Annotated in this window: 18 protein-coding genes; 5 read left to right on the forward strand and 13 right to left on the reverse strand. The window is 33.3% G+C overall.

What is annotated here, in order from left to right; all coding sequences use genetic code 11:
* Positions 1 to 77: 77 nt before the first annotated feature.
* Together BJS11_RS03075 and BJS11_RS03080 are read right to left on the reverse strand one after the other, a co-directional pair.
* The gene (locus tag BJS11_RS03075; RefSeq protein WP_069994464.1) at positions 78 to 593 is read right to left on the reverse strand and encodes a GNAT family N-acetyltransferase; all 516 of its coding nucleotides are present in this window, start codon (positions 591 to 593) and stop codon (positions 78 to 80) included.
* Between the two features lie 87 nt (positions 594 to 680).
* Positions 681 to 1,385, reverse strand: coding sequence for an SDR family oxidoreductase (locus BJS11_RS03080; RefSeq protein WP_069994465.1), 705 nt, complete (start codon positions 1,383 to 1,385; stop codon positions 681 to 683).
* A gap of 173 nt (positions 1,386 to 1,558) precedes the next feature.
* Between BJS11_RS03080 and BJS11_RS03085 the strand changes: the two genes are divergently transcribed.
* Positions 1,559 to 1,828, forward strand: a complete 270-nt coding sequence (locus BJS11_RS03085) for a DUF1413 domain-containing protein (protein ID WP_069994466.1) — start codon at positions 1,559 to 1,561, stop codon at positions 1,826 to 1,828.
* A 203-nt stretch (positions 1,829 to 2,031) separates the two neighbouring features.
* On the opposite strand, the gene BJS11_RS03090 is transcribed toward BJS11_RS03085, so the two are convergent.
* The 7 genes from BJS11_RS03090 to BJS11_RS03120 form a co-directional block, all read right to left on the reverse strand.
* A complete protein-coding gene (locus BJS11_RS03090) occupies positions 2,032 to 2,223 on the reverse strand; it encodes a hypothetical protein (protein WP_069994467.1) in 192 nt (63 codons plus the stop codon).
* 183 nt (positions 2,224 to 2,406) lie between these two features.
* Positions 2,407 to 3,249 carry an SDR family oxidoreductase gene (locus tag BJS11_RS03095; RefSeq protein ID WP_069994468.1) on the reverse strand — a complete coding sequence of 281 codons (843 nt, stop codon included), beginning with the start codon at positions 3,247 to 3,249 and terminating at the stop codon, positions 2,407 to 2,409.
* Positions 3,250 to 3,262: 13 nt separating this feature from the next.
* Positions 3,263 to 4,312, reverse strand: coding sequence for a mannonate dehydratase (uxuA, locus tag BJS11_RS03100; protein WP_069994469.1), 1,050 nt, complete (start codon positions 4,310 to 4,312; stop codon positions 3,263 to 3,265).
* A gap of 21 nt (positions 4,313 to 4,333) precedes the next feature.
* Positions 4,334 to 5,740 carry a glucuronate isomerase gene (gene uxaC / locus BJS11_RS03105; RefSeq protein ID WP_069994470.1) on the reverse strand — a complete coding sequence of 469 codons (1,407 nt, stop codon included), beginning with the start codon at positions 5,738 to 5,740 and terminating at the stop codon, positions 4,334 to 4,336.
* A 16-nt stretch (positions 5,741 to 5,756) separates the two neighbouring features.
* Positions 5,757 to 7,160 carry an MFS transporter gene (locus BJS11_RS03110; RefSeq protein WP_069994471.1) on the reverse strand — a complete coding sequence of 468 codons (1,404 nt, stop codon included), beginning with the start codon at positions 7,158 to 7,160 and terminating at the stop codon, positions 5,757 to 5,759.
* 14 nt (positions 7,161 to 7,174) lie between these two features.
* Complete coding sequence (locus tag BJS11_RS03115; RefSeq protein ID WP_069994472.1) at positions 7,175 to 8,185, reverse strand: sugar kinase; 1,011 nt, start codon at positions 8,183 to 8,185, stop codon at positions 7,175 to 7,177.
* Positions 8,186 to 8,189: 4 nt separating this feature from the next.
* The gene (locus BJS11_RS03120) at positions 8,190 to 8,828 is read right to left on the reverse strand and encodes a bifunctional 2-keto-4-hydroxyglutarate aldolase/2-keto-3-deoxy-6-phosphogluconate aldolase (RefSeq protein ID WP_069994473.1); all 639 of its coding nucleotides are present in this window, start codon (positions 8,826 to 8,828) and stop codon (positions 8,190 to 8,192) included.
* A 568-nt stretch (positions 8,829 to 9,396) separates the two neighbouring features.
* On the opposite strand from BJS11_RS03120, the gene BJS11_RS03125 reads away from it, so the two are divergent.
* Together BJS11_RS03125 and BJS11_RS03130 are read left to right on the forward strand one after the other, a co-directional pair.
* A complete protein-coding gene (locus BJS11_RS03125) occupies positions 9,397 to 10,242 on the forward strand; it encodes an HAD hydrolase-like protein (RefSeq protein WP_069994474.1) in 846 nt (281 codons plus the stop codon).
* Positions 10,243 to 10,246: 4 nt separating this feature from the next.
* Positions 10,247 to 11,971: a glycoside hydrolase family 3 protein gene (locus BJS11_RS03130; RefSeq protein WP_069994475.1), complete on the forward strand. Its 1,725-nt coding sequence runs from the start codon at positions 10,247 to 10,249 to the stop codon at positions 11,969 to 11,971.
* A 262-nt stretch (positions 11,972 to 12,233) separates the two neighbouring features.
* Here the strand turns inward: BJS11_RS03130 and uidA are convergent, their stop codons facing one another.
* The 4 genes from uidA to BJS11_RS03150 all read right to left on the reverse strand — a co-directional run bounded on the left by uidA (position 12,234) and on the right by BJS11_RS03150 (position 17,207).
* Positions 12,234 to 14,027 (reverse strand): beta-glucuronidase, encoded by a 1,794-nt coding sequence (gene uidA, locus BJS11_RS03135; protein ID WP_069994476.1) that lies wholly within the window; start codon positions 14,025 to 14,027, stop codon positions 12,234 to 12,236.
* 40 nt (positions 14,028 to 14,067) lie between these two features.
* On the reverse strand, positions 14,068 to 15,471 hold the full coding sequence (locus BJS11_RS03140; protein ID WP_069994477.1) for an MFS transporter: 1,404 nt from the start codon (positions 15,469 to 15,471) through the stop codon (positions 14,068 to 14,070).
* A 245-nt stretch (positions 15,472 to 15,716) separates the two neighbouring features.
* Complete coding sequence (locus tag BJS11_RS03145; protein ID WP_069994478.1) at positions 15,717 to 15,899, reverse strand: hypothetical protein; 183 nt, start codon at positions 15,897 to 15,899, stop codon at positions 15,717 to 15,719.
* 93 nt (positions 15,900 to 15,992) lie between these two features.
* The gene (locus BJS11_RS03150; RefSeq protein ID WP_069994479.1) at positions 15,993 to 17,207 is read right to left on the reverse strand and encodes a helix-turn-helix domain-containing protein; all 1,215 of its coding nucleotides are present in this window, start codon (positions 17,205 to 17,207) and stop codon (positions 15,993 to 15,995) included.
* 176 nt (positions 17,208 to 17,383) lie between these two features.
* Between BJS11_RS03150 and BJS11_RS03155 the strand changes: the two genes are divergently transcribed.
* Both BJS11_RS03155 and BJS11_RS03160 read left to right on the forward strand, forming a co-directional pair.
* Positions 17,384 to 18,442, forward strand: a complete 1,059-nt coding sequence (locus BJS11_RS03155; RefSeq protein ID WP_069994480.1) for an FRG domain-containing protein — start codon at positions 17,384 to 17,386, stop codon at positions 18,440 to 18,442.
* Between the two features lie 2 nt (positions 18,443 to 18,444).
* Positions 18,445 to 20,166 (forward strand): AIPR family protein, encoded by a 1,722-nt coding sequence (locus BJS11_RS03160; RefSeq protein ID WP_069994481.1) that lies wholly within the window; start codon positions 18,445 to 18,447, stop codon positions 20,164 to 20,166.
* The last annotated feature ends 225 nt before the right edge of the window (positions 20,167 to 20,391 follow it).

Genomic DNA, 20,391 nt, shown 5'->3' on the forward strand with positions numbered 1-20,391 from the left:
ATTTATCGTAATTGCGTTTTACTTTATTCTAATTCAAATTGGATATATTGTGTCATATTTGCTCCTGTATATCATTATCACTCAAATAAATATACATCTCCAGCTTCCTCAAAATCATTGAATTGCTCGTTAACTTTAAAACCTAGAGACTGTGCCGTCATAATAGAAGCTATATTATTATATTTCGTCCTAGCAAGTATTTGATTTTCTATTTTAATATCGTTTTTCACATAGTTCATCATCGCGTTACACGCTTCCTTTGTATAACCACGTTTTGTATAATCTGGACTTAGTCTATACGCTAGATTTAAATACGTATTGTCTTGCAAGTTCTTATAGGTCAATCCACACATACCAATCATTTGACCACTCTGCTTTTCAATCATTAGACTATAGCCAAACCGGTGTTGTAACCAATGCGCCATCCAAGTGTCAAGCATTTCCATAGTTTCATTTATATGTAGGTGTGGTCCCGCTGGATTATAAATATTCGTGCGAGGATCTGAATGGATGTTATGCAATTCCTTTAAATATTCATATGAAGGTCGTACTAAATATAATCTATCTGTCTCTAAAATAAAATTTGTCTTCATTTTGTTACACCTCACCTTATTTTCAGTGGATTGCATTAAAATCCTAATTCAACCTATTTTAAAATACTAATGCATTATGCATTGACGTTATACAGGTCTAACAGTCACTTCATTAACATTAACATGGCTTGGTTGTTGTAATGCATAGACGACTGCTTCTGCAATATCTGAAGGGTCTAATTTTTTACGCGCACCCCAATCTGTGTCACCACTCAATGGTGTATCTACCATCCCTGGTGAAATGCTTGTCACACGGACCCCTGTTTTAGCCAATTCTTTTTCTAGCCCTTGCGTAATAGAATGAACAGCCGCTTTAGAAGCACTGTATAACGTACTTTGTTTCGTCACTTCAAATCCGGATATAGAAGCAATATTAATAATATGACCACTAGATTGATTTAGAAAAGTAGGCAATACAGCATTAATACCGTATAATGTGCCTTTAATATTCACATCAATCATTGCATCCCATGCGTCTACTTCCCCTTCTGTTATTGCCGATGAAAGCATTAAACCAGCACTATTAACTAAAATATCAACGCGTCCCAACTGCGATTGGGTATCTGCGACTATTTGATCAACTGCATCTTTGTGTGTTACATCAACAACATGTGTTACAACGGACGCTTCAGAAGTAGATTTAATACGGGTTGCCACTTCCGATAATCTTTGTTCATTACGCCCTACTAATACGACGTTAACACCATGTTGCGATAGAGTTTCTGCAATACTTGAACCGATACCACTACTTGCACCTGTGATAATCGCCACTTTATTTTGTAATTCAACCATTTTAACGCTCCCTTTCACCTTGATATATACATATGTTTTTCTTATTTAAAACAATTGTATCATGTGTATTTTTATTTTATTAGTTTTTTGGTTTATAACTACTTGTCATTCTCCACCGTTCACTATAAAGTGGGTATTATAATAACTATATTAAAGTCGAGGGGGATTAAGTCATGAATTTTGACGTACGATTAGAAACGCTAAGACAGTCCATCGATAAAACGAGCTTTGAATTTCACTTCGAAGCATTATTCGATAAAGAAGAATGGATTCAATTACCTATAGCAGAACGCAAGCGACTTGAAAATGAGTTCCGAAAATATGTTGCACAACATAGTCATCTGCGCATTCCATACGCATCTGAAGATCATATTCGTATGCGTATGTATAATTCACTGTATGCATACAATGAAATTAAGCATAATTTTAAAGCCTACGTTTAGTACAACTTCTGACTATTTCACAAATAAAAATAAAGCCTACGTTACAAATAAATAAGTAACGTAGGCTTTCTAATACTTAAGGGCGCTTCAAACAAATCATGAAAGTTAATACTGAGAGAAAATATCCATAAAGTATCACACAACTTATGCAGAGCAACTTGCATTGTTATATCATACTTCATGCAACAGATGTATACAGTGTACTAACTATTTACTAATAGCTTTTTTTTCATTCCATAGTTGTAAATTTTCTCTGCATCAATATAAGCTATATAATCAATACTTCTGTATCCATCTTTAATGTCATTAATAATACCTTGATTTACACCTGTATGTGTGTAAATTTCGTAACTGCTCTCATCTGAAAAAATGACCGCTTCAATTACTTTTCTCATCATAATCACTCCGAAATTTTTATTTCGTAAAGGCTTTGTTATCTTCTACACCCTTATCATAATGGATAACTATGCAAATTGAAAGGTTTTTGTGATTTATTTCACAAAACTATCACTTTTTCATAATTCTAGTGCAATATTAATGTACTATGATTGACATTTTAAAGTACTATTTAAATTACTTTACACACCTGCATATGCATTAAATCCGCCATCAACAGGTAGTACTACACCATTAATAAAACTAGATGCCTGTTTGTTAAGAAGAAATAATAATGCACCTATTAATTCTTCTGGCTCTCCAAATCGTCCCATTGGTGTTGCATTAAGAATTTTTTGCGAACGTTCAGTGTAACTGCCGTCATCATTTAACAATAGTGCTTTGTTTTGTGCTGTTAATAAGAAACCTGGTGCAATCGCATTGACTCTAATGTTTGTTTTTGAGAAATACACGCTAAGCCATTGCGTAAAGTTACTGATTGCTGCTTTGGCTCCACTGTATGCTGGTATTTTAGTTAATGGTGTAAAAGCATTCATAGATGAAATGTTGATAATTGCTGCATCAGCTTTATCTACCATATCTTGCGCAAACACTTGTGAAGGAATAAATGTTCCAATAAAGTTTAAATCAAAGACAAAACCGACACTCTTCTCGTCCAATTCAAAGAATGATTTCATGTCTTGTTTCAAATTAGGGTCATATTGTTCATCATCAGTGGTACCTTTTGGATGATTGCCACCTGCACCGTTAATAAGAATATCTACTGTGCCAAATGTATCGTGCACTGTATCTTTAGCTTTTTCCATTGCTGCTTTATCAGTTACACTTGCAACAATAGAGCATGCTTTGCCACCTGCTGCTTCAATTTCTTTAACAACACGCTCACCGCCCGCTTCATCAATACCAATGATAATTATATTACCACCGCATTGCGCTAATGATTTAGACATTTCGGCACCGATTACACCCGCGCCTCCTGTTACAACAATATTCTTTCCGCTTAAATCTACATTAAATGGTAGCATCTATATGTCCTCCCTATTCTACGTTGTCTTTCGTAATTGCTTCATATAAACCATTTAAATACGTTGCACCTAATGCGCGATCGTATAAGCCATACCCAGGTTTACCTGTTTCTCCCCAAATCATACGGCCATGGTCTGGTCTAATTGGTCCTGTATAACCAAATTCATGTAATGCTTTGATAACGCGATACATATCTATAGATCCAGTTTCCGATAAATGTGCCGATTCTTGGAATGATTTGTTACCGACTAATTTTACATTACGTGCATGTACAAAATGTACTCGTCCTTTTTTCCCAAAATATGCTAACATTTCTGGAAAATTATTATTTTTATCTGAACCTAATGAACCTGAGCACATTGTTAAACCGTTATGCTTAGATGGATGTAGTGCAATAAAGCGTTCCAAATTTGCTTTGTTAGTAATAATTCTAGGTAAACCGAATATGCCCCATGGTGGATCATCCGGATGTATTGCCATTAAAATATCTTCTGTTTCCGCAACCGGAATCACTTTATTAATAAAATAACCTAAATTCTCCCATAATTTTTCTTCATCAATTTGTTTATAATCTGCAAATAATTCCGCTAAATCTTCTTTGGTATAACTTGAATCCCAACCAGGTAATGAAAGTTCTCCTTTTAATGGATCCATTTTAGCAATGTCATTCTCATCATAAATAAGTGCTGTAGAACCATCAGGTAAACGATAGTCTAATTGTGAACGTGTCCAGTCAAAGACAGGCATAAAGTTATAACAAACTACTTTAATACCAGCTTGCCCTAAATGACGTAAGGTTTGGCAATAATTCTCAATATATTGCTCACGTGTTGGTTTGCCTAGTTTGATATCTTCATGCACCGGTACACTTTCAATAACTGATAATTCTAATCCTGCAGCTTCAACTTCTGATTTAAGTGCCTTTATTTTTTCTAATGGCCATACTTCCCCCACTGGTATATCGTAAATCGCACTAACGATGCCTTTCATACCAGGAATTTGTTTGATGTATTCAAGACTAATTGGATCGTCTTTGCCATACCATCTAAATGTCATTTTCATAACAAATGACAGCCCCTCTCTTTAAATTAATTTGAAATAGTTATATGCATTGTTGTAACAAATTTGTGTAATTAATTTTTCTAATAATGCAGCATCATCAGGTATTTCATTTTTCTCTACTAAGTCACCAATAAATGTACATAAAATTCTGCGGAAATAGTCATGTCTAGAATATGAAATAAAGCTTCTAGAATCTGTTAACATTCCAACAAAATGCATGAGCAACCCTTGATCCGCAAGCGATGCCATTTGATTTAACATGCCACGTTTTGTATCGTTAAACCACCAACCAGCACCGTGTTGTACCTTACTTTGGATATTCGGCTCATTTTGAAAATTAGCAATCGTTGAACCGACAATATCGTTATATGTTGGATTTAAGTTATACAAAATTGTACGTGGTAAATGCTGATCTGATGCCATCATATCTAGCAATTGATTTAAATTATTCGCTAAATTTTGTTGGTCGCTGATTGAATCAAATCCAGCATCTGCGCCTAAAGTTTCAAAGGCTTTGCTATTGTTATTACGTATCGCACCAAAGTGAATCTGCATTACCCAATCCTTCTCTGTGTATAGTTTGCTTAATTCATACAGTAAAAAGGTTTGGAATTGAGCTTTTTCAATTTCTGTAATGTATTGATGCTTCAATCCTTTATCAAAAATGTGTTCAATCTCATTTTGTGAATATGGTTGATATTCAATCGTGGCTAAACCATGATCAGCAAGTCTTCCACCTTTACTGTGGAAATAATCAATTCTTTGCTTCATACCTTCTATAAATGTTCCAACACTATCAATGAGGATCGTTAATTGACTTAATTTTTCAATAAAATGCGCAAAGTCAGGTGTATCTACTTTGAACGCAACATCCGGTCGAAATGCTGGTAACACTGTTGTTGTAAAATCAGATTGTCCTTTGATGTCATCGTGATAATGTAAATCATCAGTTGGATTATCTGTTGTACATATGAGATTTACATTTGATTGCATAATCAACGATTGTGCAGTCACGTGGTTATTTTTTAAATATGTGTTAATCTCATCGTATAATCTATCTGCATTGGCTTCAGTTAATAATTCATGTACGTTGAAATACATTGCTAGTTCTAAATGTGACCAATGGTAAAGTGGATTGGCAACGCAGTTTTCTAGTGTCGCAGCCCACTTTTTAAATTTTTCTCTGGGAGATGCATCACCCGTAATGTAGTGCTCATCAATGCCTTGTGCACGCATCGCACGCCATTTATAGTGATCACCACCTAGCCAAAGTTCAGTAATATCATCAAAATGCGTATTCTCGCTAATTTGCTGAGGATCTAAATGGCAATGGTAGTCATAGATGGGCATAGCTTTAGCATATTGGTTATAAAGCTCAATTGCTTTATCATTTTGTAGCATAAAATTATCATTAATAAATGTTGTCATGGTATACACTCCTATCTTAAATCTCTTCTCTCAATGCTAGTTCTTTAACAATTTGTTTATGACGTTTATCTGTTAATGGATAGCCAAATAGGAATATGAATAATGCGATTAAGCAACCTATGGCCGGTACTGCGAAGAACAAGACTTTAAGACCAGCTAACGTTTCGGCACTTTGCGCAACATTCGGCTTATAACCAATCATCGTGAGGGCAAGACCTGGAATAAATCCGGCCAACGCCTGTGAAATCTTACGTGTGAAGCTATAGCTCGAATATGTGATGCCTTCTGAACGAATTCCAGATTTCCACTGACCATATTCCACTACATCTGCAATAAATGCCCATGCCACAGTATTTGGAATCACCAAGAAGAATGATGATATGGTATTAACGACTAAGAACGTAGTGATATCGTCACCGAAGAAGAGATAATTGAGTACTTCACAAACGATAAAACCGCCTATCCCAATCACTGCTGTCATTTTTTTACCTACCTTTTTACTTAACAACGTTGTTATATATAAACCTGGAATCAGAATGACAAAGTTCAATGTACTTACAAAACCAACTAAGTTAGGTGCATCCATCACATATTGGAAATAATATAATTGTGAGGATTGTTTCAAGAATGTCGCCATAATCGTTAACAAAGTATACGTTGCTAATATTGCAAATGCGCTATTTTTTACTAAGCTGATAAATGCTTGTTTACCCATGCCTTTTGTTTTAGGACGTTGAATGACATGTCTCTCTTTAACGTTTTTATAACAAATTAAATGTAATATCACACCGACCGCTGCAAGTAATCCTACTGCTATAGGATAGCCAAGTGCGTGATTCGGAAATTGATTGACCATAGGGATTACAACAATACCTGCTACAAAAAGTGCGCCTTGTGAACCTAAATTTCTATAAACTGATAATTGTGTTCGATCTTCTGAGTTTACTGTCATTGAAGCGGACAAAGATCCATAGGGAATATTCACTATAGAATACGCCGCGTTAAACAACATATATGTTGCAAATGCCCAAATGATTTTGCCACTTTGATCTAAATTAGGTGAAATAAATGATAATACTGTACAAATTGCTAACGGGACTGTGCCGAACAGAATAAAGGGTCTGAATTTTCCACGTTTTCCTATATTTGTTCTTGAATCCACATAAGTCCCTACTCCTGTATCTACAAATGCATCAAATATCTTAGAAACTAAAAATACAAGTCCACCATAAAATGCAGAGATACCCAATATGTCTGTGAAAAATTTCAATAAATAAATTTGTCCCATGTCGAACATCATACCGTTCCCTAAATCTCCCAAACCGTATGACAATTTTTCTTTGAATTTTAATTTTGGTGTTCCTATTTCTTCAAATTTTGCGTGTTTGTCTTGATTTCTTTTCGTTGTCATTGAAACCATAAGATGACCTCTTTCTAACGTTTGATGTCTAGTTCCATTTCAGTAATATCTTTAATACGATCAATATTTGTAAAATTATAATCACCTTCAACTGCATGTTTATATAGCATATTGTTGACGGCAATATTGACTGTTTCTTGCATCGATAAACCTTTCATAATGCCATAAATAACGCCCACACTGAAAGCATCTCCTGTGCCAACACGATCCAAGATTTCACTTTCATAAGTCTCTGTTTTTACTAGCTGATTTTTAGAAGACAAAAATCCTTGTAAGCGATTTCTAGAGTTTGCAATATTTTTTCTTTGTGTAAAAGCGATATATGCAATATCATATTTGTCATGAATTTCTTGCAATATCGGTCGTAGCGTTATTTCATCTGCAAGTCGTGATAATCCATCTTTTTTATCTTTGCCGGAACCATCAGGTAAACTCAAAGGTTCATAGCCAAAAATTAAATCGACATACGGCAACAATAGTGATAATTTTTCTCTTGCTGTTTGAAAATCCCAAAGCATTGCCCTAAAGTTTAAATCGCAACTTACATAAAGCCCCATATATTTAGCGAGTTGTACACTTTGCAATATCGTATCGAACAGTGCGTCATTTAGAGCTGGTGTAATGCCAGTAAAGTGAAACCAGTGGTGATGTTTAAATGCATTTTCAAATTGAAAATCATCATAACGCATTTTTGTAAACAGTGAATAATCTCTATCATAGATTATATGAGAAGGTCGAAATGCAATGCCTTTTTCCATATAATATAGTCCAAGTCTACCTTCACCATTCTGAATATAGCGTGTTTCAACATCATATTTTTTTAACATCTGTATCACTGTCTGACCCAAGTCATTATCCGGTAATGCTGTAATCATTGATGTATTTACGCCTAACCCTGAGAGCCCAATTGCCACATTTGCTTCAGCACCTCCAAACTGAATATCAAAACGATGTGCTTGTTGAAATGTTTGATAATTGGGTGGCATAAGTCTTAAGAGTAATTCTCCAAACGTAATAAATGACATGGTCTTACCTTCTTATTTCTTCAAATTTTTTCACAAATGCTTTGGTTTGACTTACTACTACATGATGATCATCACTTGTTGCACCTCTAGTTAAGGCACTTCCAATGCCAATTGCGAATGCACCCTTGTCATACCAGTCCTGCATATTATCAATGGATACACCACCTGAAGGCATCATTTCAACTTGTGGTATCGGTCCATGCACATTTTTAATAAAATCTGCACCTAGTAAATCACCTGGGAACAGCTTTACAACATCTACACCACGCTTCATGGCTTGCGTAATTTCTGTTACTGAACCACAACCTGGCAAATACGGAATCGCATATAAGTTACACATTTCGGCAATACTTTCATCAAAATGCGGACTAACAATATAACGAGCGCCATTCATAATAGCGATACGTGCTGTTATTGCATCCATCACAGTACCAGCACCAACTAATACATTTTCATGGTTTTGTGTATTCAATGTTTTAATTACTTCTTCAGCTTGAGGGGTCGTAAATGTCACTTCAATATTTAAAATGCCCCCTTCAATAATTTGTTTGCTCTTTTGTAATGCGTCTTCTTGTGAATGACCTCTCACTACTGCCACAAGATAATTGTCATGCAGTTGTTGTAAAGTTTGCATTTTTTTCATTATCATCTTCCCTTTCCTTATAGCTTCCCTACTCAACTCATTTTCATTATATTTTTTATTTAATTCAAGTCAATTACAATATTTTCATGTCTGAATTGTGTAGCTGTAAATTTAATACATTATATACACTGTAAATAGCGTTATTACAATGTTTAGCGCATTTCTATTGAAATTCAATATGATTAATAACAAATTGTGAACAAATTGATAAAATTACATCTATTTATCTGAAAATTCGTTTAATAGAAAATGTTTTTATCATTTATTTGACTTTTTTAAGAAAAATTTGTCCTAAATCATCATTTTTGTGAATTAAATCACATTATTTTTTGAAATCCTATAGTTTTTTTAAAATTGAAATGCTAACTTTAACAGTGTAAAGAAAGCGTTTTATTTTAAATACTCACTCTTTCTTTGAACAATATATTTATATACTCCCTAACTTAAACTCAATTAAATAGTATATTTGCCTTGCACTCCTATTAAATAGCAACATTCATAATATTTATGAGCAGCATTACTTAGGACTTCACACATATTCAAAAAAATTTTGAGAGGAACATGTCGAATGATCGAATCTTTACCACAATATCAACCTAAATTTAATAAATTAATTTGTGTCGATTCTGATGGTTGTGCCATTGATTCAATGACTATCAAACATGAACGTGCATTTGGACCTGCACTTGTTGAAGAATGGCAACTTGAAGATAATGCCGATGCGATACTGCAACGTTGGAACGCCTTTAATCTTTATGAAATTACAAGAGGTATTAATCGATTCAGAGGATTAGAGAAAATGCTCAGCGAACTTGTCGCAGATAATATAACTATTGAAGGTTACGAAGATATCAAGCAATGGGTTGCAACGACTGAATCATTTTCAAATCCAAGTCTAGAAGCAGCAATTGCTAATGCACCAACACAAACCGGTCTTAAAAAAGCCTTGTCTTGGTCGCTGAATGTCAACACACGTATTAAGAAATTGCCAAGTACTGGTCCATTTAACCACGTCTTAAATAGTTTGAAAAATGCTGCTACATTTGCCGATATTGCCATCGTGTCATCTGCAAACTTATCCGCTGTACAGCATGAATGGGAAACATACCATCTCACACCTTATTTGAACGGTATGTTTGCGCAAGAAGCTGGCACCAAAGAACAATGTCTAGATGTCTTAAAGCAATATTATAAACGTGAGGACATCATTATGTTAGGTGATGCCAAAGGAGATATGGACGCCGCACAGTCACATGACTTATATTTCTATCCAATACTTGCTGGTCATGAGGATCAATCATGGCTTGATTTTAACAATAAATATTTAAATATTTTCAAAGAAGGACAGTTTAACGAAGCAATACAATCTTCATTAATTGATGTGTTTTATAACAATTTTAAAGGAGCGAAATAATGATATGGTAAACGTAAATTTAAAAGCAGCACCTTATAACTTAGACGATGAACAAATCACATGGGTAGAACAAACATTAAATAACTTATCAGACGAAGAAAAAATCGGCCAACTCTTTTTTAATTTATTCTCATTAGAGGGCGGCAAAAAATTTAATGATTCTGATTTAAGTAATAAAGAAGTACTTGAACGCTATCACATTGGTGGTGCACGCTATGAAGGTGGAAATAAAGCAGATGTGCAGCAGTTGTTAAACGATTTACAAACACATGCTAAAATTCCTGTATTAGTTGCCGCAAACTGTGATTCTGGTGGTAATGGTTCCTGTAAAGATGGGACTTATATTGCAAGTGCTGCACAATGTGAAGCTGCGCAAGATACGAAAGTTGCTTACAATGCTGGTCTAGTATCTGCACGCGAGTCTTCAGCGTTAGGTGTTCACATCAACTTTGATCCATGTGTAGACATCTTAGAGAATTGGCGCAATACCATTGTCAATACACGTGCATATGGTACAAATGCTGAAACTGTCATCAAGTATTCCAGTGCATTTATCGACGGCTTTAATGCAGAACGTGACATGATTACATGTATCAAACATTTCCCAGGAGATGGCACAGAAGAACGCGATCAACATTTAGTATTAGGTGTCAATGAATTGTCAACAAAAGACTGGGATAACAGCTTCCGCAAAGTTTATCAACACCACATCGACCGTGGCGTTCAGATGATTATGGCAGGGCATATTGCACAACCTGCTTACTCTAAAAAGTTAAATCCAAGTTTGGAAGACAAAGATATTTTACCGGCAACACTCTCTCATGAGTTAATTACTGACCTGCTTAAAGATGACATGCACTTCAATGGCTTAGTCGTAACAGATGCTAGTCATATGTTAGGTATGACTGCGGCTATGCGTCGTGAAGATTACGTACCACTTTCTATTGCAGCAGGTTGTGATATGTTCCTATTCTTTAATGATTTAGAGGAAGATTATAACTTTATGCTAAATGGTTATAATAATGGGGTAATTACAGAGGAACGTTTAAATGATGCAGTGCGCCGTGTATTAGGTTTAAAAGCACAATTAAATCTGCATAAAAAACAAGCAGATGGCTCGATTATCCGCCCACAAGAAGACTTAGCTATTATCGGCTGCCAATCACATTTAGATATGCGTACTGAAGCTGCAGATTTAGGTATCACATTAGTCAAAAACACATTAGACCAACTCCCAATTCGCCCTGAAACGCATAAAAACATCCAGCTTTATGTTATTGAAGGAGAAAAAGACGGTATTTATAAACCTGCGAATAACGTGCAAGAAGATCTTATTAAAGAATTAGAGTCGCGTGGCTTTAACGTTACCTTAAATGATGGCTCAACTCGCGTTAAAGGTAAAACATTAGATTATCGTGAAAAAGTAGATGCTGCGCTAGTGTTCGCAAATATAATTGGCTATGCTGCTGAAAATAACTATCGTATTAAATGGGGTACAGCGATGAGTAATGAAATCCCGTGGTATGTACATGAAGTACCTACTGTATTTGTTTCATTAAACTTCACCACACATTTACACGACGCTACAATGGTCAAAGCCTACATCAATGCCTATCATTCAAATCCTGAAACAATCAAACAAACTGTCGATAAAATCATGGGTGAAAGTGAATTCAAAGGCAGCTACAATGACTTAGTATGGACAGACAAATGGCAAGCAAAATTATAATATCTTAAATACATGAAAAGTAAATTAAATGAATTAAGCTTCATTGACATGTGTTGTTTAAACTAATAAAAATTTCAAGACGAGAGTCGGACAATGAATCTTTTAGTAATATTAAATCGGTGTCCCACTCCCGTCTTTTTTATTGTTGAATGATGATCGATATCAATACAAAAAGTAGCCCTTCTCCTATGCTTTATAGAAGAAGGGTATTATAATCAACTAAACGATTTTTAATAATTCTAGTTAACAGGATTGAGGCATGTTATCCTTTGTATCCAAAATCTGGGATACTTTCCCAACGTTGTTTGAAATAATGTGCAACTGCTTTAGGTCTGCGTTCACGCGTAAAAATACCTTTCTTATTACCTTGAACTCTAATTATCCCTGTCGAAGTTTCAAAGTCTGCAAAATTCCACGTTTGTTCCCCAATGAATTGCGGATATCGATCAATGACTTCATGATTCGCCTCATAATAATGAATTTGATATTCTTCAGTAAATAATTCATCATTCAATGAATGCATACCTGCCACTGTATCGGCACCGTATTCTGTGAACATAATCGGTTTGCCTGGTTGCTTTTCAGTCCAACCATCTAATTCTTGTTCTAGCGCTATTTTCGCTGCTTCTAAATCCCCTGATTGTGTGTACCAACCATAATAGCGATTTAAACACAACACATCTACTAAGTCTTGAACTTGGCACGTATCCGGTTGCGAAGTCAAAATAGTTACTATTGTCACTGGTCTATTTTGTGGATCACTTGTACGCGCTAAATTGATTAATGGTTCAAAGTATTCTTTAGCCCCTACTTCATCTGATGCCGGTTCATTGGCAATTGACCACATTACTACACAGGCGTGGTTTTTATCACGTGCGATTAATCCTTTAATCACATCTTCATGAGCTGCTTTCGTCCCTATTTCTTTAAATGTATCTCTTGTTCTGTTACCACTTAAAATGGCACTGAAATTCAAATGCACACCTACTGCAGTTGTTTCATCAATGATGACGATACCTTGTTCATCGGCTAAACGCATCATCTCTTCTGAGTATGGATAATGCGACGTTCTAAATGAGTTGGCGCCAATCCATTTCATAAGGTTGAAGTCTAATACATTGGTTACTTCATTCATACCACGACCATTATAATAGCTATCTTCATGTTTGCCGAATCCTTTAAAATAGAACGGTTTATCATTAATTAAGAATTGACCATTTTTTACTTCTACAGAACGTATACCAAAGCGCTCTGCATATGTGTCAATAACAGTACCATTTTCCAAAATTGAAACTTCTAAATGATACAAATAGGCATTTAAAGGTTCCCATAAATGTGGATGTTCAACTTGAATTGTGCCAGATTCACCCGTTGCTTCAGCAATATAATTATCATCTTCATCAACTAACCTTACTTGTACAGCTTCAACTTGTGCACTTGTTGTTACTTTATATTTCACAAGCGCAATGTCCGCTTCAAGTTCTGGTACAATTTCAATATCTTCAATGAACGTTTGAGGTGTTGTATAAATTTTCACTGGTCTATGTAAGCCTGCATAGTTGAAGAAGTCAAAGTTTGGTGAATTTTTCTTAATAAGGTTACCGTCCTTATCTGTCGATTCACTGTAGTCACCCACTGGTAACGTCGTCTCATCTAATATGTTACTCACACATACAGTTAAACGATGCGTGCCTGAGCTATGGACTTCTGAAAGTTCCACTTCAAAAGGTAAAAAGCCACCTTGATGCGATGTCACTTCCTGACCATCAATATAAATCGTTGCTTTATGTGTAGCAGAGCCAAATCTCAGTACAATACGTTCATTTCGTAATACATTCGGTACAGTAAATGTTCTTTCATACCAAACATTGCCTACATGATTGCGAATATTAGCAGTAACACCTTGGTCATTATAAGAGCCTGGTACTGCCATGACTTTGTCTGTTTGTAATGGTTGAGATACATCTACCGTTTCATTATTGTTTTCTAATTTGAATTGCCAAATACCATTTAAATCAATGATACTTCTATAATCATTTACAACTGGATATAACATGTTGCATAACTCCTTTCATATGTCGAAATCTATTTCAAAATTATAATTCTTCTCGTAATGCTAACTCTTTAACAATTTGTTTATGTTTGCGATCAGTCAATGGATAAGCGAAGAAGAACAAGATTACTGCAATTAAACAAGCTGATGCTGGTACAATAAAGAATAAGATTTTCAAACCTTGTATTGTCTCTGCTGATTGAGCCGCATTTGGTACTAAGCCTATTAGCGTTAAAGAAGCACCAGGTATGAAACCAGCTAAACCTTGAGATATTTTTCTAGTAAAGCTATAACTTGCATAAATAATCCCCTCAGATCTAAGGCCTGTTTGCCATTGTCCATATTCCACGACATCGGCTATAAATGCCCAAGTTACTGTGTTAGGAATTACTAAAAATAATTGTGCGGTCGTATTTATAGCTAAAAACATCACAACATTATCAGAGAAAAATGCAAAATTGATAAATTGGAATATTATAAACCCTCCAATACCAATAATTGCAGTCATTTTTTTACCAAACATTTTACTTAAAAATGTCGTTAACAACAATGCAGGAATTAAGACAATAAAGTTCAATGTACTGACAATACCTACCAAATTTGCTTCTCCTAAGACATATTTCAAATAAAATAACTGAGATGATTGTTGTAAAAACAATGCACTAATTGTTAGTAATGTATAAACTGCCAAGACTATGAATGGTCTATTCTTCAATAAATTTAAAAATGCTTTACGCCCTATGCCCTTTTCTTTCGGTCTTTCCACTGTATGTCTCTCTGTTACCCCTTTATAACAAATCATATGGAAGATCACACCAGCAATCGCTAAAATACCTACAGCAATTGGATAACCAATTTGATGATTTGGAAATAAGCTAACTACCGGAATGACGACAATACCAGAGATAAACATTGCACCTTGCGATCCCATGTTACGAAAGACGGATAATTGCGTCCGATCATCCGCATTAATCGTCATAGACGCAGATAATGAACCATAAGGAATATTCACAAAAGAATATGCCGCATTAAATAATAAATATGAACCAAATGCCCAGATAATTTTACCAGTTTGACCAATGTCTGGAGATAAGAATGTAATTACTGTTAGTATTGCTAAAGGTATACTGCCGTATAAAATAAAAGGCTTGAATTTTCCACGTTTCGCAAAATTGGTCTGATTATCAACTAAAGTACCCACAGCCGTATCTACAAAAGCATCAAAAAATTTCGACACTAAAAACACCATGCCGCCAACCCACGAAGGAATACCTAATATATCCGTATAGAACAATAGCAAATAAATTTGCCCCATATCAAACATCATACCGTTCCCTAAATCTCCAAAGCCATATGACAATTTCTCTTTGAATTTCAACCTAGGCTCTTGAATTTCTTTAAAACTTTTCAACTTACTATATGCCGGTTTTAATTTTGCTGTAACCATACTGATTACCTCTTTCCACCATCAACATGTTCGAATCGCTACTGTCATCCAAACTGCTTTTGGTCTGTATTCGTGATTTTAGTCATAACAAGCATCCGTAAATAGATATAAATTGTAAGCGTTTTCTTGTATATCCGAAAAATAGTTCTCCATAAATTTCATCGATTGATCAAGTCGATGACATACATCCCCTGTAACTCATTTATAGAGAGCTTATTTTAATTATATTTTGAAAATGGAAACAGTCAATCAAAAATAACAACGTTGTTATATGGTTGGAAAGTGTATCTATTTTGTATGATATTTTTCGAATCGTCGATAACAGTTGAAATCATGCCTATCTTAAAAAATTCGGCGCTACTAGCACTATTTTTCTTTGTATGCAATTTAAGTTGTAAAAATACATTATCAAAATGATTATTCAACATCTTTTCCGAACTCTTTTTAATATTATTTTTACATTTTTATAATTTTATTTACCAAAAATCACAAATTTCTCGTCCATTACTCAAATGGAAGCTCTAATAAAACTCTTTATGCTCCATTCGATATTTTAATGGTGTCATGCCATATTGTTTTTTGAAACATTGCGTGAAGTAACTCTGCTCCTTAAAACCAACATACGTCGCTATTTCTGATACAGACATCTTAGTTCGTGAAATGAGATCGCGTCCTTTCTTCACTCTTAACGCGATAATATATTGTGAAATAGATTGATCTAACTCTTGATTAAATATGCGTGATAAATAACTCGGCGCAAGATTGACATGGCCTGCTAGTTCGTTCAAAGATAATGTACTATCCAAATTCTGTTCGATATACTGTATTACTTTGCTTATTTTTGGACTATAAGCATTTGCTTTCGTTCTCATCGCACGTTCAGCATATTCTTTTACAATTAAATGGATAACTTCATTAAGTGTTTCACTATCCATCGTTTGATCTATTATCGCTGCATATTTTTCAGAAATCTCATCAATATGAACTAAACTTATACCTGCTTTTTCGCCAGCTTTACGACATAAAGTATTAATTAAAAATGCTTTATATTGCTCATTAGACACATCGTCTTTCACTCTACGTAACCCTGCTACAGACAAATTCATTTCATTTAATATTGATAATGCTTCATTAACATTGCCATTTTCTACAGCAGTTAGCAATTGATTTTCTAAATTATACCGTTGCTCAATTTCTTGTAACGTATAATCGATTTGTGCCTTCGAAGCAGCTAAAACTTCAGAAGTCGCATGAAAATTCAAATCAATTTTGACCGTTTCATAACTGGTATTCCTTTTCTTTAAAAAACGAATTGCTAAGCGACACATTTTTTGCGCTTTAACATGGTGACATAACGGTATTCGCAATAAGTATTGTTTCAAGATAGATAGTTTAGATATTTTTATATTTGCACTTTGAAGCAGCTCATTACAACGGCGCTCATTCGGTCTTTGCTCCATATAAGGCCCTATGATATACACTTGCTTATATTTTTTGAATTTAAAAATCAAAAAGTTCACGCCAAAGGTATTAGTATAATGATAAATTTTATTACTATTCATGTGAACGATAAAGTGTTTAAGCTCATTTCTATACTGTTTACGTGTCGTATTAGTGAACGGTGTCTTAATATGGTTACTAATCCCCTTTAAATCATCCATATCAAATCCTTCTAATTGAATCCCTAACAATTGAAGTGCATTCATCTGCAATATTTCCAACGTTTCTTCGTTCATAAAAAAACACCCCCATTCCTATAATTTTATTATAACTAAAAAATAGAAATAAGGTGTGCTTAAAACCATATTGTACGAGTATCCATTTAGTTAAATATTAAACTAATAATAACTTTTATATTCTAATGAGAGTCATTGGTTTATAATTAAATTATAATTATGCAAAGGAGTACGAAATGGGAAAAATAAAAAATATTAGCGAATTTATAAAAGAGATTCAGCAAGCCACTGATTATTTCAAATCTACTTTAGGAATAGATATGGTTTGCTATCGAGGAGAATCAAAAAAACATGACTACCCTGGTATGCCAAATTTATTTAGAAACCCAAACTATAGAGGGCGAAATTTTGAAAAAAATATACTTGATGAAGTAATAACCAATAAACTATCTGAAAATAAAAATTATTTACAAGCAGCAATGAATGCACAACATGGTGGATTTCCAAGTAGATTATTAGATGTTTCTTTCAATTCATTAATAGCTCTGTTTTTCGCTGTTACACCACACTTCACAGAAGATATAGATTCTAGAGATGATAACGATGGGAAAGTCTTTATATATGCTATTGATAAAATGTACTCATCTAATAACGAAACTATACAAAGATACTTTGAAAATATGTTGAATGGGAAGATTGGACTTAACAGACTGCAAGGGTATGTACATAGACTTATAGATTATACAAATTTAAATGAAAGAATCAAAGCTCAACAAGGTGGTCTTATTTTATTCTCAGGAAATGATTATATTTCAATACCTGAATGGAAAACGAAAATTATCACTATCGATTGTGAATTTAAAGAACAAATAAGAACTGACTTAAAGCAATTATTCGGAATTAATATGGGAAGTATATATCCGGAATCAGAACATCTAGTGAATTATTTAACAGATAAAGCTTTACTTTTGGCAGAACATAATGATTATCAAGACCTTTTATATGAACTTGATAGGCAAATCAATTTTTTTCTAACTTCAATCTTCGATACTTTTGAAAATGAAAAATATAGGGCCAAAATTAAGTTTTTAATGCAAGTTGAAAAATACTTATTGATATATACCCAAAGCATAAGAGAATTTAAAGTAACAGAAACTTCTAGTGAATTTAAAGCTTTCAAAAACTCTGTCAACTGTAAAATTAGTGAATTTATTGATAATGTGAATTATTACTTACCTAAAGGATATACATTCATACCATTTGACAAGTTATCATTAAAAAAGGACGAGGAATAAATATGAATAATCAATTAATAGAAAATTTAAAAAGAATCTTAGATAATAATGATATTGAAGATTATACAAATGATTCATTAGAAAGATGTACTCGAAAGCTCTTTGAAACAAATGAACAAAATCTTATTACTTCATTTGATATTGAACTTGGCGACGAAGAACTTTTACTATTAATTAAAAAAGAAAGTTTAACTATTTCAGATTTCGAAGATTCACTAAACCAACTTAGTGATAAAGTAGATTTATCAAATATAGACAAAGTATTACTTTTAGATATATATCAAAATACTAAAAATTTACATAACAATAGCAAAGATCATATATCAAAATTAAGAAAATTGATACAAGGAAAATTGAAAGAAATTAAAAAAAATAATAAATTTTTACTCAGAAATATCGAATATAATTCACATTTACTTGTACAAATACCCGATGAAAAAACACTTAGTATTTCTATCAATAATCGAATACAATGTTTGGAAAATGAATTAGCAATTCAAAATAGCTGCATTTCACTTAAAAGTTTTGTATTTACAGCTACATTACAAGATGTAATATCATTATATGATAATGTCGGTGACAGACTATTTCAAAATAATTTAAGAATAGGACTAAGTGAACAATTAAATGTCGATAATTCAATTAAATCAACCTTAGCTAATAATTCTGGTGAATTTTGGTTTTTAAACAATGGAATTAGTATTTATGTTCCTGATGAAAATTTAATGAGTTTAGCAAAATTTGACGAGTTACAACTTACAATAAAAAGTAGTGAATTAATATCAGTTATTAACGGAGCTCAAACAATTAGTACAGTAGCAAGAACAAATTACAGTAAAAATGATTCCTCTGTTCTTTTAAGAATTTTTACATTTTCAACACAAACAAATAAAGAAACTGGTTGTACTGACAATAGCATAAAAGATGAAAAAAATATAAATAAAGAAATTCAAAAAAAACAAATTGATAAAATAACTGTTGCACTTAATAGACAAAAGCCTATTAAACAAGAAGATATTGCTTACACTTATGACTTTACTTACCAGATGAATAACTTAGATACAACAACCGAATTTCAATTCGAATTAATTAGGAGAGGTGAAAGTGAAAGTATCAATAGTAGACAATTTATTTTAAGTAATTTTGCAAGACTTACAAAAGCATACTTAGGACAGAAACCTGGAGATGCTCGATCAAAAGGTATTTCTACATTATTAAAAGAAGACAGTGACAAACCAGGAATTTTTAATGATCAAGACATTTTTAAAAGAGATGAAAATCTTACTTTTAATGATTTATTTAACAAGTACTATAAACCAGTTAATTTTTCTTTTGAATTAAAAAAATTAATTACCGAAAACTTCTTAAAAGATCTATTAAAAAAACTAGAGTCTAATGAAAAAATAGAAAATATAGAATCTATAAAAGTTTTAATTAAATACGGACGATACTTCCTCATCGCATTGACAATTAATATAATAAATAAAAATAATAATGACTTTAGTAAATGGCAGTATACAAATATTAAATCAGATAGTGTAAATGAAGATACTAATCATATATACAAATTATCTAGTATAGAAAAGCTAATAACAGATATATTCAAAAATTTTGCAGAATTTATTTCAGACGCAAACTATAAGGATATTGACTCTAATATGTTTAAAAAAAATGAGTTGTATGAAAAATTCAAAAACAAGAATTTTAATTATGAAAATGATTAATATTTAAAAATATATTCCTTATTAGAATATGTCAGAATTTAGACAAATCCCATGTGCTAATTTGCCCATGGGTTTGTTTATTTTTATAGATAGTCTATTTCAAAATTATCAGTGCTTTTTCAAATCATTACCAATTTCCAGTTACTTGTCGCATTGATTTGAGTTACATACTATCGTGAAATATTTTTAGATATCTCTTTCTTTATATTCCTACACAAAATATCC

This window comes from Staphylococcus caeli (genome assembly GCF_900097965.1).
GTDB lineage: Bacteria > Bacillota > Bacilli > Staphylococcales > Staphylococcaceae > Staphylococcus > Staphylococcus caeli.

Coding starts and splice junctions, on each gene's coding strand:
- BJS11_RS03075 (WP_069994464.1), bottom strand. CDS start 593: ATGAAGACAAATTTTATTTTAGAGACAGATAGATTATATTTAGTACGA.
- BJS11_RS03080 (WP_069994465.1), bottom strand. CDS start 1,385: ATGGTTGAATTACAAAATAAAGTGGCGATTATCACAGGTGCAAGTAGT.
- BJS11_RS03085 (WP_069994466.1), top strand. CDS start 1,559: ATGAATTTTGACGTACGATTAGAAACGCTAAGACAGTCCATCGATAAA.
- BJS11_RS03090 (WP_069994467.1), bottom strand. CDS start 2,223: ATGAGAAAAGTAATTGAAGCGGTCATTTTTTCAGATGAGAGCAGTTAC.
- BJS11_RS03095 (WP_069994468.1), bottom strand. CDS start 3,249: ATGCTACCATTTAATGTAGATTTAAGCGGAAAGAATATTGTTGTAACA.
- uxuA (WP_069994469.1), bottom strand. CDS start 4,312: ATGAAAATGACATTTAGATGGTATGGCAAAGACGATCCAATTAGTCTT.
- uxaC (WP_069994470.1), bottom strand. CDS start 5,740: ATGACAACATTTATTAATGATAATTTTATGCTACAAAATGATAAAGCA.
- BJS11_RS03110 (WP_069994471.1), bottom strand. CDS start 7,160: ATGGTTTCAATGACAACGAAAAGAAATCAAGACAAACACGCAAAATTT.
- BJS11_RS03115 (WP_069994472.1), bottom strand. CDS start 8,185: ATGTCATTTATTACGTTTGGAGAATTACTCTTAAGACTTATGCCACCC.
- BJS11_RS03120 (WP_069994473.1), bottom strand. CDS start 8,828: ATGAAAAAAATGCAAACTTTACAACAACTGCATGACAATTATCTTGTG.
- BJS11_RS03125 (WP_069994474.1), top strand. CDS start 9,397: ATGATCGAATCTTTACCACAATATCAACCTAAATTTAATAAATTAATT.
- BJS11_RS03130 (WP_069994475.1), top strand. CDS start 10,247: ATGGTAAACGTAAATTTAAAAGCAGCACCTTATAACTTAGACGATGAA.
- uidA (WP_069994476.1), bottom strand. CDS start 14,027: ATGTTATATCCAGTTGTAAATGATTATAGAAGTATCATTGATTTAAAT.
- BJS11_RS03140 (WP_069994477.1), bottom strand. CDS start 15,471: ATGGTTACAGCAAAATTAAAACCGGCATATAGTAAGTTGAAAAGTTTT.
- BJS11_RS03145 (WP_069994478.1), bottom strand. CDS start 15,899: ATGTTGAATAATCATTTTGATAATGTATTTTTACAACTTAAATTGCAT.
- BJS11_RS03150 (WP_069994479.1), bottom strand. CDS start 17,207: ATGAACGAAGAAACGTTGGAAATATTGCAGATGAATGCACTTCAATTG.
- BJS11_RS03155 (WP_069994480.1), top strand. CDS start 17,384: ATGGGAAAAATAAAAAATATTAGCGAATTTATAAAAGAGATTCAGCAA.
- BJS11_RS03160 (WP_069994481.1), top strand. CDS start 18,445: ATGAATAATCAATTAATAGAAAATTTAAAAAGAATCTTAGATAATAAT.